Below are 15977 nucleotides of genomic sequence, written 5' to 3'. Positions count from 1 at the left end.
GCGCGATTCACGACCTATTCCTGCTGGGTCTGGGCCGCCCACGCGGCGATGTGGGAACGCGAGCGCAGGCCGAGAGTGCCGCGAATGTTGCGGACGTGTGTTTCCACCGTGCGCACCGACACGTGAATCCTTGAGGCGATCTGGCGGTTCGTCAGGCCTTTTATCAGCAGGACGGCAACGGTCCACTGGCGTGGGCTCAACGGGCCTCGGTGGGCCTCGTCCTGAGCCGGGGCGAACGGCTGCCCGTCGCCCAGCGCGTACGCCACCACACCGTCCGAGCGGAGCGAACGGCCCAGGGCCAGCTCGCGGTCCGCCCGGGTGGCCAGGCCGTTCATTCCCGCGGCCTTGGCGGCCTCGACCCGTTGCCGCCACCAAGGATGGGACCGCAGCCCGCACGTGGCCGACTCCCCCATCTTCTCAGCAGCCGAGATCAGGTGGAGTCCACGGTCGAACTGCAGGCGCCGGACGGCCACGACGGCCAGCCCTTCGATCAGCCCGGCCACATGGCCGGGGCCCTCCATCGCCGAGCGCAGCGGTTCGGCGAAGTGCCCCTCCGCCGCCGAGAGGTCGTCCCGCTCGACGGCGAGCGCCCCCGCCACGTTCATGATGTCGCACTGCCATTCCGGCGGGAGGGCTCGCACGGCGGGCAGCGCCCGGTCCATCAGCTGGGCCGCCGAGGCGGGATCGCCGCAGGTCAGCTCGTGCCTGGCGAGGTGGCCCACGCATACCGCGAAGGTCGATTCGTCTGCCAGGTGTTCGCTGATGCGCAAGCTCGCCGTGAGGACTTCGAGGGCTCCGCAGCGGTCACCGGATTGTTCCTTCAAGAGGCTGAGCCGGAGCAGAAGGCGGCACAGCAGGGGGCTCGGTGCGGTCGCGCGTTCCCGGTCGACCGCCTCCTGGATGGTGCGTAGCGCCTCGATGTGTGCGCCGCGCCGAGCGGCCAGCATCGCCGCTCCCTCAAGAGCGATCGCCCTGTAGCGCGACTCGGGGTTCGCGGCGCGTAAGGCGCTGCGGACGAGGCGTGCCGTGCAGGTACCGGCCCCCGGGGTCGTGTCCAGGGTGACCAGCCCGCCCGCCAGCAGCAGTCGGCGTTCGTCATCGTCGCCGGCCTGCCTTTCGAGGGCGTGCCGCAGGTTGGCGAGCTCGACCCCTGCCGTGCGCAACGTGTCAAGGGGGGCGATCCCTGTTCGCCACAGCGGACTGACCAGATTCGCCAGCCACCGGGTGAGCCCCTCGTACGCCGGTGCCTCCTCACGCAGATCGAGGAGTTTCTGGTGGGCGTAACCTCGGACGGGCTCCAGCATGAGGAACCTGCCGACCCCCGCCTCTTTGTGCCCCCGCCTGACGGGGGCCTGGATGACGGACTTGGATTCGAGCGCCGTCAACAGCTCGGGCACCGACGACGCAGGGACTTCGTCCGTGACCACGGCGACCGCGGCGTCCACTCCGAAGCCGCCCGGGAAGACCGAGAGCCGCCGGAACAGCAGTTGCTCCATGGGCTTGAGCAGGTCGTAGCTCCAGGTGAGCGCCGCCTGCCAGCTCCGGTGCCGGGCGGACGCCGTCCGCCACCCGCCGACCAGCGGCGAAAGCGGGTCGTCCAGGCGTTCGCGCAGCTCTGCCACCGAGAGTGTCCGGAGCAGTTGTGCGGCGAGTTCGATCAGGAGCGGGAGGCCGCCCAGCCGTTCACAGACGGCCCGGGTGTCCGCGGCGTTCTCCGGCGAGAGTTCGAAGTCCGACACCACGGCGCGCGCCCGGTCGGCGAACAGCCGGACCGCGTCCGATCGCAGGTATTCGGTGGCCGATGACCTGCCGTCCGGGCCGGGCAGCGACAGACCGTTCACCAGATACAGGGTCTCGCCCGGTATCCGCAGCGCCTCGCGGCTGGTGGCGAGGACCTGAAGCCCGGGGTACCGGGCGAGCAGCCGGCCCACGAGAAGTCCGCACTCGCCGATCACGTGCTCACAGTTGTCGATGACCAAAAGGCCGCCGGACAGCTTGGCACCCACCCCCCTGGCCTGCGCCGACAGGAGACCGGTGTCGAGATGCCCGTCCAGCGCCGCGGAGACCCGTCCGGCCACGGACTCCTGGCCGGCGCACCCCCCGAGTTCGACCACCATGATCGTCTGGCGTCTGCCCCGCTGTTCCTTCCTGGCCACTTCGAGCGCCAGTCTCGTCTTTCCCACGCCTGCCGTTCCCGTCAGCGTGAGCAGCCGGGTGCCCCGAAGCAGTCTGCCGGCCTCCACCATCTCGTCCACACGGCCGACGAAGCTGCTCAGCGGGGTCAGCAGATCGCCGGACGTTTCTGTTGCCAAGATTTCGCTCTTTATGCGTCGCCGATAGGCGCGCTGCCGACAAGCATTCGAGCAGTATCGAGCAGATGAGGTTTGGGTTTCGACTCTTTTCCTCAGGAGGGAATCGCATGAATTACAGGAATGCAGCACCGGATTAGGATCAACCATGAAAAACTCCATGAGACCAAGGAGGAAGTCTCGCGCGGTGACCATGGGGATCTCATGGGCAGCGAGGAGCAGTCAGCCGTTTTGACTGTAGGGACCACTGTCTGGGTTTTCAAGAGCTTCGTTTTTCCTCATATTATGACAACACCCCCGGCAGCGGCGAAGCTGAGCAGCTGCATACCCCGGGGCTTCTGTACGGGCGCGGGGCCGGCTCTGCGTTTGAGCGATTCCACCGGCCTCTGCCGTTCGGAGTCCAGAAATGATACGAGAAAAAATGCACCCCCCGCGTCCGGTTTATTTTGCCTTCGACGGGTGGACTCCGTCGAGGAATGCCCGGCCGAGGTGAATCCACCGACGGCGAAGGAGGGTGCCGACACGTACGTCACGGGCCGGTCGCACGGGCCCCGGCGGGGCGAACCCGCGTAACTGCGGTCATCGCCGATACCCGAAGTGTTCGATGTCTGGAACCTTCGGGAGGCATGAACCCCTTCGACGATCCGGACGGCGAGTTCCTGGTACTGGTCAACGACGAGGGACAGCACTCCCTCTGGCCTGCCGCTTTCGGCGTGCCCGACGGCTGGCGCGTGGGCAACGCCCGGGCCGGCCGTTCCGGCGCCCTGGCGTACATCGAGGAGAACTGGACGGACATGCGGCCCAAAAGCCTGGTCGAGGCGATGAACGGCTGAGTTCCGGCGTCCGTCACATGATCGCCCCGTGAGCGGACGCCGGTCACGGGCGATGCGCCGAACAAGGACCGTCGCGCCCCTCCCCTCCCATGCCCCCTGGGACCCTCAAGGCACATGCCCCGACGGCCCGTTCTGCGCCGGCCCGGTCCTGCGAGGCGCAACGTCCCCCGGAGGGACGGCGAACCCCGACCACCTTCGGGACAGGCCGCAGTTCCGCAGCGCCTCCCGGCACATGGTGATCGCGCAGAGCATCCGCTACGGCCGGAGGTCACGCCCCGCCTCCCGCAACCGGATGATCTTCAACAGCCCCCGAACTAGGGGTGGTTCCGCCACACATCCCGAGCAGACAGAGATCAGGAGACCATCTCGTGCCGCCCGAGTCGCTGTGCGAATCCTGCGGAATCCGGCTCGCCGGTCCGGCGGTGCGGACTCTCTCGTCGCGTCCGTCCCGCTGCTGCTCCCATGCCTGCCGACAGCAGGCGCACCGGCGACGCAGGAAGAAACGAGCCCTGTCCAGGCCATCGCCGTGGCGGGCCCGGGCCCGGGCGCGGCCCGGCTGGTCGAGGAACGGCAGTCTGCCGAGAGCCAGAGACCCCGCTCAGGGCCCCGGGTGGCCTCCGCGCTCCGGGCCGACCGCTCGATGCCGGCCCGTCAAGCCGTCGACCGCGCGCCGGACGGGGGCGCCGCAGCCCCGAACGAGGATCGGCAAGAGGGAAGTTCGAGGGAACGGCAGGTAGGCGATCTCGTCGCACGGGGGATGACGAGCCGGGAGATCGCCGAACGGCGGTGTCCCTCCCTCCGGACGGCCGGGACGCGCACCCGGCACATCCGCGAGCGGTCCGGTCCGTGCTCGCGGGCACACCTCGCCGCCCGGCCCGTAGGAGCGGGCGGGAAAAGCGGGTTACGTAACGGTGCGGACTCCGCCGATGACGCACGTGGATCACTCGGTGCACTCTGACGACGTGCGCCGAGTCCCCGGAGACCGGTCGGACGACCCCGTGGTCCCACGTCCACGAGGCTCGTCCGCCGGCCCCGCCTGGAGGTTGATCAGCCCATGAACACGCTGCTTGCCGCGACCGCCGAAACGGGGAGCGACCGCGCCCTCCGGCCGGGCGGCGCCCCGCCGCTCCGCCGTGCCGGACCGACGCTTCTCGGAGTGGGCACCGCCGTCCCCGCCCGTTCCTACACGCAGGAGGAAGTCCTCGACTTCTTCGGGATCACCGATGAACGTGTCCGTTCGGTGTTCGCCAACAGCGCGATCGACCGCCGCTGCCTCACTCTCCCACCCCGTGACCAGCTGGGGCGCCCCCACATCGAGACCCAGGGCGAACTGCTGCGCAAACACGCCTCCCAGGGGATCGTCATGGCCGCCGACGCGCTGCGCTGCTGCCTGACAGCCGCGGGGCTGTCGCTGGACGACATCGACTACCTGTGCTGCGTGTCGAGCACGGGCCTGCTGACGCCGGGGCTCAGTGCCCTGCTGATGACGCACCTCGGTCTCGCCATCGACACCAGCAGGCTCGATGTCGTGGGCATGGGCTGCAACGCCGGCCTCAACGCGTTGAACGCCGTCGCCGGCTGGAGTACCGCGAACCCCGGCCGCACGGCCGTCATGGTGTGCGTGGAGGTCTGCTCCGCCGCCTACGTCTTCGACGGCACGATGCGCACGTCCGTCGTCAACAGCCTCTTCGGCGACGGCGCGGCGGCCGTCGCGCTCACCACGGGCCCGGCGAACGCCACGGGGCCCCGGCAGGGCCCCGAGCTCCTCAGGTTCACCAGCCACCTCATCCCCGAGGCGTGTCCGGCCATGCGCTACGACTGGGACGATACGGCGGGGAAGTTCAGCTTCTTCCTCGACCGGGACGTGCCCTACGTCGTCGGGGCGAACGCCGAGGCCGCGATCGACCGGCTTCTCACCGGCACCGGTCTGCGGCGCAGCGACCTCGCGCACTGGGCGGTGCACTCGGGAGGCAAGAAGGTCATCGACTCCGTGCAGGTCAATCTCGGCCTGTCCCGTCACGACCTGCGCCACACGACCGGCGTCCTGCGGGATTTCGGCAACGTGTCCAGCGGGTCCTTCCTCTTCTCGTACGACCGTCTGATGCGCGAGGGCGTGACCCGGCCCGGTGATCACGGCGTGTTCATGACGATGGGCCCCGGTTCGAGCATCGAGACGGCACTGGTCCGCTTCTGAACCGGCGCCCTGCAACAGCCCTCGGTACCTACCCCCACAGGAGGAGTTCGCCGTATGCACGCCACCGTTTCGCAGCCGGTCGTGGAAGCTGACATCGACGTGTCCCGCCCCCTGACGCCCGGCCTCGTCGCGGAGATCGCCGAGGCCTGCGACCGGGTGGAGGACGCCGGGGCCGGCCGTGTCCTCGTGGTGCGGCTGAACGGGTCGAAGGCACAACCCGCCGCATGGCCGGGCCCGGCGCGGATGCACCTGGTCGGCAAGTGGGAGAACGCGCTGAGGAGATTGGAACGGATCGACGCACTGACCGTCGGGCTCGGCGCGGGCCGGTGCAACCAGGCCTGCCTGGAGGTCCTCCTGGCCACCGATCACCGCATCGCGGGACCCGGTATGGCGCTGGACGCGGGTACGCGGACCGACGGCATGTGGCCGGGGACCGTCCTGTACCGCCTGGTGCAGCAGGTGGGCCTGGCGACGGCCCGTCGGCTCGTCCTGTTTCCGGGCGAGATCGATGTCCCGGCCCTGCGCGTCGCCGGAGTGCTCGACGAGGTGGCCCAGGACGCCGGCGCCGCGCTGGCCGCTGTCCTGAAGCGGGCCGCCGCCTCCACCGGTACGGAGACGGCCCTGCGCCGACGGCTCCTGCTCGATGCCGGAACGGTCTCCTTCGAGGAGGCACTGGGAACCCACCTGGCAGCCTGTGACCGGGCCCTGCGCCGCACCGGCCCGACGAAAGACAGCAAGTGACCTCGTCCATGACCGCCGGAGGCGGACAGTTCCCGGCCCCGCCCTTCACCGGTGTGTACGACACCGACCGTGAACTCGCGACCGCCCGCCTGCGGAACGCGACCGAACAGCTGGCTGCGCTGCCCCCACGTCCGCGAAGGAGCCCGGCGGACACCACCCGGGCGCAGCGCACCCACGACGCGGCCCGTCAGATGCGGACCGACTTCCTGAACCTGCACGCCGGGCGGGTGTACGACACGCTGACCGCCGGCCGGACGGCGCACCTCCGCCTGGCGGAACTGGCCCACGCGGCCGGCCGGGACTTCCCCGGCCTCGCGCCGTCCGCGCGGCAGCTGGCCGACGAGGCGGGGCGCACCCAGGCCGGGAAGGAAGGGTGGGAGATCGATCAGGGAATCCTCTTCCGCGCCCTGTTGCGCGCTCCCGGCCCGGGCACCCACCTCATGGAGTCGATGCTGCGCCCGACCCCGCGTGCGCTGGAGCTGCTGCCGGGTTTCCGGGACACCGGCGAGGCGGTCCTCAAGGCGGCGCGGCTCGAACGCCGTCGCGGTGCGGGCTTCGTGACCATCACCAACGGGCACTGCCTCAATGCGGAGGACAACCAGTACGTCACCGACCTGGAGACCCTGGTCGACCTCGTCCTGCTCGATCCTCAGGTGCGCGTCGGCGTACTCAGGGGCGGCTTCATGACCCATCCCCGGTACGCCGGCCGACGGGTCTTCAGCGCCGGCATCAACCTCAAGGAGCTGCGCGCGGGCAACATCTCCTTCGTGGACTTCCTCCTCGGTCGGGAGCTGGGCTTCATCAGCAAGCTGATGCGCGGCCTGCTGCGGCCGGACGCGCCCTGGCCGGGCACGGAGGTGCAGAAGCCCTGGCTCGGCGTGGTGGACGGGTTCGCCATCGGCGGCGGGGCCCAGATCCTGCTGGCCTGCGACCGGGTGCTGGCGGCGGGCGACGCCTACTTCAGCCTCCCCGCCGCTCAGGAGGGCATCGTGCCGGGCGTGGCCAACCTGCGGCTGACCCGTTTCCTCGGCGCTCGTCAGGCACGCCGGGTCGTCCTGTGGGGCCGCCGGATCGAGGCGGGCGAACCGGGGGCGAGCCTGGTCTTCGACGAGGTCGTAGCCCCGGACGCACTCGACGCCGCGGTGGCCGAGTCGGTGGCCCGGCTGGCCGAGCCGGCCGTGGTGGCCAACCGGGCCATGCTGAACCTGGCGGATGAACCCGCGGAGGAACTCCGTGCCTACCTGGCCGAGTTCGCACTGCGACAGGCGCTACGGGCCTACAGCCCCGACGTCCTCGCCAAACTGCACCGGTGACCGGTTCGGCACGCCGGGCGGCGCCGGGCCCCCGAGCCGTGCCCGGCCCCCGGCCCCGGAGTTCGCGCGCACGTAACGGCGGTCATCGCGGATGGTCCGGGGTGCACGACCGGACAGAGAGTGGGCCGTATGGAACTTTCGGATCCGGACGCCACGTCGGTGCGGGTGTCACCGGCAGTCAAGCCGTCCACAACCCGGCTCTCGGCCGGAGGGGGCGCCGATGCCCCGGCCCCCCGCGGGGCGGAGCGTTCTGCCCAGAAGGACGGCTGTATCGCCAACCGCCATGACCTTCCCACGCCGAGTGGTGAATTCGGCACGGATCGACAGCGGGTGTCCCGTTCCCTCACGGAGCTTGTGCGGGCGGTGGACGCGCTGCCGCCGAAGGCGAAGCGGTCGCAGGACCAGCGGCTGCACGGCGAGGGCCTGCACGAGCGCGCCCGTCTGCTGCGCCGGAGATTCCTGGGCCTCCATGCCGAGCGGCTCTACGCGGAACTGACCGAGGGGCTCACCCGGTCGTTGCGCGTGGAGGAGGTCGCCGTTCTGGCCGCCGAGCACTGTCCGGGGCTCGTGCCGGGTCCCGAGCGCCTGACGGCGGAGGCGCGGTTGCCGCAATGGGACAAGGAGGGGTGGGAGATCGACCAGGGCCTGCTCTTCCAGGCGCTGTTCGGCTCGGCTGTCGCGGGGCCGCACCTGTTGCGTTCGATGCTGCGGCCGACACGGCGGTCACTCGCGGCGCTGCCCGGGTTCCGTGCCACCGGCCGTGCGGATCTGGAGGTCGTCTCGGTGTCCCGGAGGGACGGGATCGCTCAGGTGGAGGTGTGCAACGACGCGTACCTGAACGCGGAGGACGACGCCCTGGTCGACGCTCTGGAGACGGCGACGGACCTCGTGCTGCTGGACGAGGACAGCCGGGTGGGCGTCCTGCGGGGAGGCGTGATGTCGCACCCTGCCCACCGGGGCCGGCGGGTGTTCAGCGCGGGCATCAACCTGACCCACCTGTTCCAGGGAAGGATCTCCCTCGTGGGCTTCATGCTGCGGCGCGAAGTCGGCTACCTGGCCAAGTTCGTCCACGGGTTGCACCACGGGGAGGACGGCCCCGAAGGGCTGCCGCGCGGCGTGGTCAAGCCGTGGGTGGGGGCGGTGGATTCGTTCGCGATCGGTGGCGGCACGCAGATTCTGCTGGCGCTGGACCGGGTGGTGTCCGCCGAGGACGCGTGGTTCAGCCTGCCCGCGATGGACGAGGGGCTGGTGCCCGGGGCCGCGAATCTGCGGCTGGTCCATGCGATGGGCAGTCGGGCGAGCAGGCAGATGATCTTCTGGGGACGGCGGCTGCGGGCCCAGGATCCGCAGGCGTCGTCGCTGTGCGACCAGGTCGTGCCGGCGCGGGAGCTGGACGCGGCGGTGGAGCGGGGGGCGGCGCACCTGGACAATCCGGCGGTCGCGGCGAACAAGCGGATGCTGGCGATCGGTGAGGAGCCGTTGGACGTCTTCCGCCAGTACATGGCCGTATACGCGATCGAGCAGGCCGTGCGCATGTACAGCCCCGACCTCATCGCCAATCTGGAACGGACATGGATCAACCGGTCGCGCCGGCACCCGGACGGTACCTGAGACACCCGCCGGGGTGCGGCTCGACGCCGGCTCCTGACTCCCACGGACCGCTCGGTCCCCCTCTCCGGTTCGGTGCCGCCCGTTCGGTGGCGGTGTGCGGCGCCCGGCCCGGCACGGCCCGCTTCGCCCCGCACGGCCCCCGGGTCCCGCCGGCTCCCACGACGCGGAGTCCGGCCACCGCAAGGAGGAGGCACACGCGTGAAGAACAGCAGGACCACGTCGCGGGGCGGGCCCGCCCCGGCCGATCGGCCCGTACCGCCCTACCGACGGGAGTGTCCCGCCGCGGCGGCTCTGCTCCCCGACGAACGGCCGGTACGTGTGATCGGCACTCCGGCCGAGGCCGCGGCCGATCCCGCCCTGTTGCTGCGCCTCCACGGCGGGCTGGTACGGGGGCGCAGGTTCAACACGCAGGCCACGGCGCTGACGCGGCAGGGCAGACTCGCGGTGTACCCGTCGAGCACCGGTCAGGAGGCGTGCCAGGTGGCAGCGGCGGCCGTCCTCGCCGAGCGCGACTGGCTGTTCCCCAGCTACCGCGACGCGCTGGCCGTGGTCGCCCGTGGCGTGGACCCGGTGGAGGCCCTGACGTTGCTGCGCGGCGACCGGCACACGGGGTACGACCCGTACCGGCACCGTGTCGCACCGTTGTCCACTCCGCTCGCGACGCAGCTGCCCCATGCCGTGGGGCTCGCGCACGCTGCCCGCCTCATGGGCGATGACGTGGTGGCGCTCGCCCTCGTCGGCGACGGCGGAACCAGCGAAGGCGATTTCCACGAGGCCATGAATTTCGCGGCCGTGTGGCGGGCGCCCGTGGTCTTCCTCGTCCAGAACAACGGCTTCGCGATCTCCGTGCCGCTGGCGAAGCAGAGCGCGGCTCCGACGCTGGCGCACAAGGCCGTCGGGTACGGGATGCCGGGCCGGCTGGTCGACGGCAACGACGTGGCGGCCGTCCACACGGTCCTCACCGAGGCGGTGGAGCGGGCGCGCGGCGGTGGGGGCCCGACGCTCGTCGAGGCCGTCACGTACCGGGTGGAGGCCCATACGAACGCGGACGACGCGACGCGGTACCGCGAGGACGACGAGGTGGCCGCTTGGCTCGCGTACGACCCGTTGGTGCTGCTGGAGGGTGCGCTGCGGTGCCGGGGCCTGCTGGACGACGGGACGGCGGCTCGGGTGGCCCGGGAGGCGGAGGAGATGGCCGCGCGCCTGCGGGAGCGGATGAACGCGGATCCGGTGCTCGACCCGATGGACTTGTTCGGGCAGGTGTACGCGCACCGTACGGGCCAGTTGGAGGAGCAGGCGCGGGGCCTGCGGGCGGAACTGGACGCGGCGGCGGATGCGGCCGGGGCGCCGGGGCGGGGGGACGCCCGATGACCACGGTCGCGGGGCGGCCGGCCGCGGGTGCGCAGAAGCCGGCCACGATGGCTCAGGCGTTGCGGCGCGCCTTGCGCGACGCGATGGCCGAGGACCCCTCGGTCCACGTGTTGGGGGAGGACGTCGGCACGCTCGGCGGCGTCTTCCGCATCACGGACGGCCTGGCGGAGGAGTTCGGCGACGACCGGTGCACGGACACCCCGCTCGCGGAGGCCGGCATCCTCGGCACAGCGGTCGGCATGGCCATGTACGGGCTGCGGCCGGTGGTGGAGATGCAGTTCGATGCCTTCGCCTACCCGTCGTTCGAGCAGTTGGTGAGCCATGTGGCCAAGATGCGCAACCGTACGGGCGGCGCGATGCGGATGCCACTGACCGTACGCATCCCCTACGGCGGCGGCATCGGCGGGGTCGAGCACCACAGCGACTCGTCGGAGGCCTACTACATGGCCACGCCGGGTCTGCACGTCGTCACACCGGCGACCGTGGAGGACGCCTACGGGCTGCTGCGGGCGGCCATCGCCTCGGACGACCCGGTGGTGTTCCTGGAGCCGAAACGGCTCTACTGGTCGAAGGCGCGGTGGTCGCCGGGGGCGCCGGCGGCCGTGGGGCCGATCGGCAGGGCCGTGGTGCGGCGTGCTGGTTCCAGCGCCACGCTGATCACGTACGGGCCGAGTGTGCCGGTGTGTCTGGAGGCGGCGCGGGCGGGGTGCGCCGAGGGCTGGGATCTGGAGGTGGTGGACCTCAGGTCGCTGGTGCCCTTCGACGACGAGACGGTGGTGCGGTCGGTGCGGCGCACGGGGCGTGCGGTGGTGGTGCATGAGGCGGCGGGTTTTGGTGGTCCTGGAGGAGAGATCGCGGCGCGGGTGAGTGAGCGGTGCTTCCATCATCTGGAGGCGCCGGTGTTGCGGGTGGCCGGATTCGACATCCCTTATCCGCCGCCGATGCTGGAGCGCCATCACCTTCCCGGGGCGGACCGGGTGCTGGACGCGGTCGCGCGGCTCCAGTGGGAGGCCGGGAGCTGATGGCGCAGGTGCTTGAGTTCCGGCTGCCCGATCTCGGCCAAGGGCTGACCGAGGCGGAGATCGTGAGCTGGCTGGTGGGGGTCGGCGATGTCGTCGTGGTGGATCAGCCGGTGGTGGAGGTGGAGACGTCGAAGGCGCGGGTGGAGGTGCCCTGTCCGTATGACGGGGTGGTGACGGCGCGCTTCGGCGAGGAGGGCAGTGAACTTCCGGTCGGGGCCCGGCTGATGACGGTCGCCGTCGGCGGTGGCACGGAGCCGGTGCCCGGCGCGGTGCCACGGGCAAAGACCTCGTCCGGCCCTGCCGACGGCGGGCCGGGCGAGGGTGACACGTCGGGAAATGTGCTGGTCGGTTACGGCACGGCGGCACCTTCCGCGCGCCGCCGACGGGTGGCGCCCGACGGCCTGCGGGCCCACGGCTCCCCGCTGGAGGGCGCGCCCGTGGACAGTGGTCCAGTGGCGAGCACGGGCGCTCGGAGTGCGGCCGTTGCGGCCGGGCCGGTGCCAGTGGTGTCGCCGCTGGTGCGGCGGCTGGCCAGGCAGCACGGTCTCGATCTGCGGCAGCTGGCGGGGTCGGGGCGTCAGGGGCTGATCCTGCGGGCGGACGTGGAGTGGGCGATCGGGCAGGGAAGGGCGGAGGCCCGGAGCCCGCAGTCCGCCTCAAGGGGGCCGGCCTCCCCCGCCGCTGCTGCGGCGGTGGGCGCGCGGGTGCCGCTCAAGGGTGTGCGGGGTGCGGTCGCGGAGAAGATGACCCGCAGCCGACGGGAGATTCCCGAGGCGACCTGCTGGGTGGACGCGGACGCGACGGAGTTGATGGCGGCCCGCGCCGTGCGGAACGCGGCGGGCGGCTCGAAGATCTCCCTGCTCGCGCTGCTCGCCCGCCTCTGCACGGCGGCGCTCGGCCGGTTTCCCGAGCTGAACGCCACGGTGGATTCGGCAGCCCGGGAGGTCGTGCGGCTGCCCGCCGTGCACCTCGGTTTCGCCGCGCAGACCGACAGGGGCCTGGTCGTGCCGGTCGTGCGCGACGCGCACACCCGCTCCGCCGCATCGCTTGCGCAGGAGTTGGCGCGCCTCACCGACCGGGCCGTGCAGGGGGCGCTGGCGCCCGCCGAGATGGCCGGCGGCACCTTCACACTCAACAACTACGGTGTCTTCGGCGTCGACGGTGCCACCCCGATCATCAACCATCCCGAGGCCGCCATGCTCGGCGTCGGCCGGATCATGCCCAGGCCCTGGGTGCACCACGGCGAACTGGCCGTACGCCAGGTCGTCCAGCTGTCCCTGACGTTCGACCACCGCGTCTGTGACGGCGGTGTCGCGGGTGGCTTCCTGCGCCACGTGGCCGATTGCGTCGAGCAGCCGGCGACACTGATGTAACGGTGGACATCGCCGATAGTCGCACCCCGCCGATCGGCCGCAGAGTGGGCGGCATGGAATTGTCGGACCTGAGCGCGGTGGTGGGTGACCCGTTGATGGACTCGGTCACCTTCCTGAACGAGGTGGCCGACCGCTACCCGGACGCGGTCTCCTTCGCCGCGGGACGCCCTTCGGAGGACTTCTTCCACGTCGGTGATCTCGACCGCTATGTGCGGCGGTACTGCGCGTTCCTGGCATCGGATCGGCACTGCGACGACCGGCAGATCGTCCGCGCCCTGTTCCAGTACGGGCGGACCAAGGGCATCGTGCGCGACCTGGTCGCCCGCCACTTGGCGGTCGACGAGGGCATCGTGGCCGACCCCGAGTCCATCGTCGTCACTGTCGGCGCCCAGGAGGCGATGCTGCTGGTCCTGCGCGCGCTGCGCCGGGACGGGCGGGACGTGGCGCTCGCGGTGTCACCGACCTACGCGGGATTCACCGGCGCCGCGAGGCTGGTCGGGATGCCGGTGGTGCCGGTGGCGTCGGGAGAGCACGGGATCGACATCGACGACCTGCGGGAGCGACTGCGCGCGACGCACCGCGAAGGGCTGCGGCCCCGCTGCCTGTACCTGGTACCGGATTTCTCCAACCCCACCGGAACATCCCTGGACATCCCGACCCGCCTCCGGCTCATCGAGGTGGCGGCGCGGGAGAACCTGCTGCTCCTGGAGGACAATCCCTACGGCCACTTCACGGGGCACGGCGACCGGCTGCCCACGCTCAAGGCGCTCGACGAGGGGGCCGGCGTCATCTACCTCGGATCGTTCGCGAAAACGGCGTCGCCCGGCGTTCGGGTCGGCTTCGCCGTGGCCGACCAGCGGGTGACCGTACGGGGGCGGGTCACCGGGTACCTGGCCGACGAACTGGCGAAGATCAAAAGTATGGTGACGGTCAACACCTCGCCGATCAGCCAGGCGCTCGTCGCGGGACAGCTTCTGGAGCACGACTTCAGCCTCTTCGAGGCCAACGCGGGGGTACGGGCTTCGTACCGGCGCAACTTGGACCTCGTCTGCGACGGCCTGCAAAAGCGCTTCCCGGCCGGCCGGGGCCAAGGCGTCCGCTGGAACGTACCGACCGGAGGGTTCTTCGTCGTGCTCTCCGTACCGTTCCGCGCCGTCGACGAGACACTCGAACGCTCCGCGCGCGTGCATCGCGTTCTGTGGACGCCGATGGGGCACTTCTACGCGGAGCCCGGCGCGGGCGACCACCAACTACGGCTTTCGTGCAGCCTTTTGACACCCACGGAGATCAGCACGGGTCTCGACCGGCTGGCGGACCTGGTCGCGGAGCAGACACGGCGCGAGGGCGTCCGGGCCGGACCGGGGACCTGAGCCCGGGGGCCGCCACCGGCCCGTGACGAGCAAGCGGAGCCCCGCGACAGCCGACGCATACGGCAGCGAGCAGTACACGACCGATGTCTCACGGTCCCCACAGGCACCCGTCCATGGTGTGGCGAGAGGAATCCTTACGGTGATCAGGAAGAGCGACCTTCAGAGGATCGTGACGGAAGCCCTGTCCATGCAGGCGTCCGGAGAGGTCGGTTACGAAACCCCTCTCGCCATGGACTCCTTCTCGTTCGCCGTGCTCCAGCACCTCCTGGAGGAGCGCCACGGCATCGAACTCGAACCGGAGCGGGCCGTTCTTCAGGGATTCGCCTCGGTCAGGGACATCCACCTCCATCTGGCCGAGAACTTCCCGGCCGACGTGGAGGCGCCCATGGCCGCACGAGCGTGGTGGGGCGAAGACCTTCTGGGCCGGGAGTCCGAGGGCGCCCCACTGGCCCGGATTCGTGGGCGTCTCACCCGCGGCGGACTACGTTCCGGTGCGCGGGAGCTGGCGGGCCGGTTCCGCGGTGCGGGCATCGGTCCGGGGGCATCCGTCGCCGTGTACGTGCCGCCCGGGTTCACCTTGATGCAGGCCCTGGTCGGCCTGTGGTCCGTCGGCGCGCAGGTGATCCTGATCGACGCCCGCACCCCGCCCGGCGAGCGGGAGCGTCTCTTCGCGCTGTGCGAGCCGCAGTTCGTGGTTGCCGCGGCGGGCCCGGAGGACGGCGGCAGGGGGCTCGTGGAGGAGAGCCCGCTCGAACTCTCCACCCGGCCCGGCGGCCGTCCCGCGGACGAGGACATCTGCCTGGTGCAGTTCACTTCCGGGTCCACCGGTGTGCCCAAGGTCATCGGACGCACCGGCCGGTCGCTGCGGGACGAACTCGTACGCTACGCCTCCCTGGACGGAATGCCCGGCCGGGGGGAACGCATCCTCCTGCTGAACTCGCTCGTGCACACCGTGGGGCTCGTCGGAGGGTTCCTGCACGCGCTCAGCTCGGGCGCGGAACTCGTGTTCCCGGTCAGCACCCGCATCGGCGCGGTACTGGAGACCGGCCGGGAGGCCGATGTGCACGCCGTCTTCGGAATCCCCTTCCACTTCGACCTGTTGTCGCGTGCCTCCGGCCGCCCCTTGCGGTCGCTGCGGGTCGCCATGTCGGCCGGCGAACCGCTCCCGGAGGCCGCCTACGACCGCTTTCTGGAGAGATACGGCGTGCCTGTCGGGCAGATCTACGGGATGACGGAGACGGGCATGGTGACCGGCGACCTGACCGGGTCCAGGAGCCGTGCGCCGTGGGTCGGCCGCCCGGCCGGCGACACGGTGGAACTCAAATCCGTGGAGTCGGAACTCTACGTACGGCTCGACCGCTCGCCGTACCTGTACGGCGGCGCCGGCCGTTACTCGGACGGCTGGCTGCGGACCTACGACCGGTGCGCGCTGGACGAGTCGACGGGAGCGCTCGCGATTCTCGGGCGCCTGGACTCCGTCACCACGGTGGGGGGCATGAAGGTCGATCTCGCCGAGATCGAAGGGGTGCTGCGGGAGCATCCGGCGATCCAGGAGGCGGTCGTCGTCCACAGCGGCGCGATCGAGGCGTATGTGGGAGGCGCGGGGCTTCCGCCGTCCGACGAACTGATCCGCTGGTGTCGGCGGAACCTGAGCCCGTTCAAGGTTCCGAAGGTCATCTTCACGTCGGCCGCCCTGCCCCGCAACAGGAGCGGGAAGATCCTCCGGAACCGGGACCTGCTCAGGTCCCACGCGTGGGACTGATCCGCCATGGGCCCGGGACAGGTACGGGGCGCGGTCGGAGCCGGCCCATGGGCAGCGCGCCTCACACGTAAGGAGCGA

The 15977-nt window shown here is 71.1% G+C and carries 11 protein-coding genes; 10 read left to right on the top strand and 1 reads right to left on the bottom strand.

Annotated elements, in window-relative coordinates:
* Positions 1-14: 14 nt before the first annotated feature.
* Positions 15-2312, bottom strand: a complete 2298-nt coding sequence (locus tag ACFV57_RS20495) for an ATP-binding protein (protein ID WP_385233956.1) — start codon at positions 2310-2312, stop codon at positions 15-17.
* Positions 2313-2935: 623 nt separating this feature from the next.
* On the opposite strand from ACFV57_RS20495, the gene ACFV57_RS20490 reads away from it, so the two are divergent.
* The 10 genes from ACFV57_RS20490 (at position 2936) to ACFV57_RS20445 (ending at position 15899) form a co-directional block, all read left to right on the top strand.
* Complete coding sequence (locus tag ACFV57_RS20490; protein ID WP_385233953.1) at positions 2936-3142, top strand: MbtH family protein; 207 nt, start codon at positions 2936-2938, stop codon at positions 3140-3142.
* 1054 nt (positions 3143-4196) lie between these two features.
* Positions 4197-5336 (top strand): 3,5-dihydroxyphenylacetyl-CoA synthase DpgA, encoded by a 1140-nt coding sequence (dpgA, locus tag ACFV57_RS20485; RefSeq protein ID WP_385233950.1) that lies wholly within the window; start codon positions 4197-4199, stop codon positions 5334-5336.
* Between the two features lie 54 nt (positions 5337-5390).
* Positions 5391-6077, top strand: coding sequence for an enoyl-CoA-hydratase DpgB (gene dpgB, locus ACFV57_RS20480; RefSeq protein ID WP_385233947.1), 687 nt, complete (start codon positions 5391-5393; stop codon positions 6075-6077).
* A complete protein-coding gene (gene dpgC / locus ACFV57_RS20475; protein ID WP_385233945.1) occupies positions 6074-7390 on the top strand; it encodes a (3,5-dihydroxyphenyl)acetyl-CoA 1,2-dioxygenase DpgC in 1317 nt (438 codons plus the stop codon). The genes dpgB and dpgC overlap by 4 nt, the downstream gene beginning before the upstream one ends.
* A gap of 330 nt (positions 7391-7720) precedes the next feature.
* Entirely contained in the window at positions 7721-9001 is a 1281-nt protein-coding gene (locus ACFV57_RS20470; RefSeq protein ID WP_385233941.1) for an enoyl-CoA hydratase/isomerase family protein, read from the top strand.
* A 198-nt stretch (positions 9002-9199) separates the two neighbouring features.
* Positions 9200-10372, top strand: a complete 1173-nt coding sequence (locus ACFV57_RS20465) for a thiamine pyrophosphate-dependent dehydrogenase E1 component subunit alpha (protein WP_385233938.1) — start codon at positions 9200-9202, stop codon at positions 10370-10372.
* On the top strand, positions 10369-11394 hold the full coding sequence (locus ACFV57_RS20460) for an alpha-ketoacid dehydrogenase subunit beta (RefSeq protein WP_385233935.1): 1026 nt from the start codon (positions 10369-10371) through the stop codon (positions 11392-11394). The genes ACFV57_RS20465 and ACFV57_RS20460 overlap by 4 nt, the downstream gene beginning before the upstream one ends.
* Positions 11394-12767 carry a dihydrolipoamide acetyltransferase family protein gene (locus ACFV57_RS20455; protein ID WP_385233932.1) on the top strand — a complete coding sequence of 458 codons (1374 nt, stop codon included), beginning with the start codon at positions 11394-11396 and terminating at the stop codon, positions 12765-12767. Before ACFV57_RS20460 ends, ACFV57_RS20455 begins: the two co-directional genes overlap by 1 nt.
* A gap of 53 nt (positions 12768-12820) precedes the next feature.
* A complete protein-coding gene (locus tag ACFV57_RS20450) occupies positions 12821-14137 on the top strand; it encodes a PLP-dependent aminotransferase family protein (RefSeq protein WP_385233929.1) in 1317 nt (438 codons plus the stop codon).
* A gap of 139 nt (positions 14138-14276) precedes the next feature.
* Positions 14277-15899 carry a class I adenylate-forming enzyme family protein gene (locus tag ACFV57_RS20445; protein WP_385233926.1) on the top strand — a complete coding sequence of 541 codons (1623 nt, stop codon included), beginning with the start codon at positions 14277-14279 and terminating at the stop codon, positions 15897-15899.
* Positions 15900-15977: the final 78 nt, after the last annotated feature.

Source organism: Streptomyces sp. NPDC059788 (assembly GCF_042732265.1).
Lineage (GTDB): Bacteria > Actinomycetota > Actinomycetes > Streptomycetales > Streptomycetaceae > Streptomyces.
This window is presented reverse-complemented; position numbering and strand designations above follow the sequence as displayed.

Excerpts from the sequence above, each read along its gene's own strand:
- dpgB (WP_385233947.1), top strand. The coding sequence starts at position 5,391 with ATGCACGCCACCGTTTCGCAGCCGGTCGTGGAAGCTGACATCGACGTG.
- ACFV57_RS20490 (WP_385233953.1), top strand. The coding sequence starts at position 2,936 with ATGAACCCCTTCGACGATCCGGACGGCGAGTTCCTGGTACTGGTCAAC.
- ACFV57_RS20450 (WP_385233929.1), top strand. The coding sequence starts at position 12,821 with ATGGAATTGTCGGACCTGAGCGCGGTGGTGGGTGACCCGTTGATGGAC.
- ACFV57_RS20460 (WP_385233935.1), top strand. The coding sequence starts at position 10,369 with ATGACCACGGTCGCGGGGCGGCCGGCCGCGGGTGCGCAGAAGCCGGCC.
- dpgA (WP_385233950.1), top strand. The coding sequence starts at position 4,197 with ATGAACACGCTGCTTGCCGCGACCGCCGAAACGGGGAGCGACCGCGCC.
- ACFV57_RS20455 (WP_385233932.1), top strand. The coding sequence starts at position 11,394 with ATGGCGCAGGTGCTTGAGTTCCGGCTGCCCGATCTCGGCCAAGGGCTG.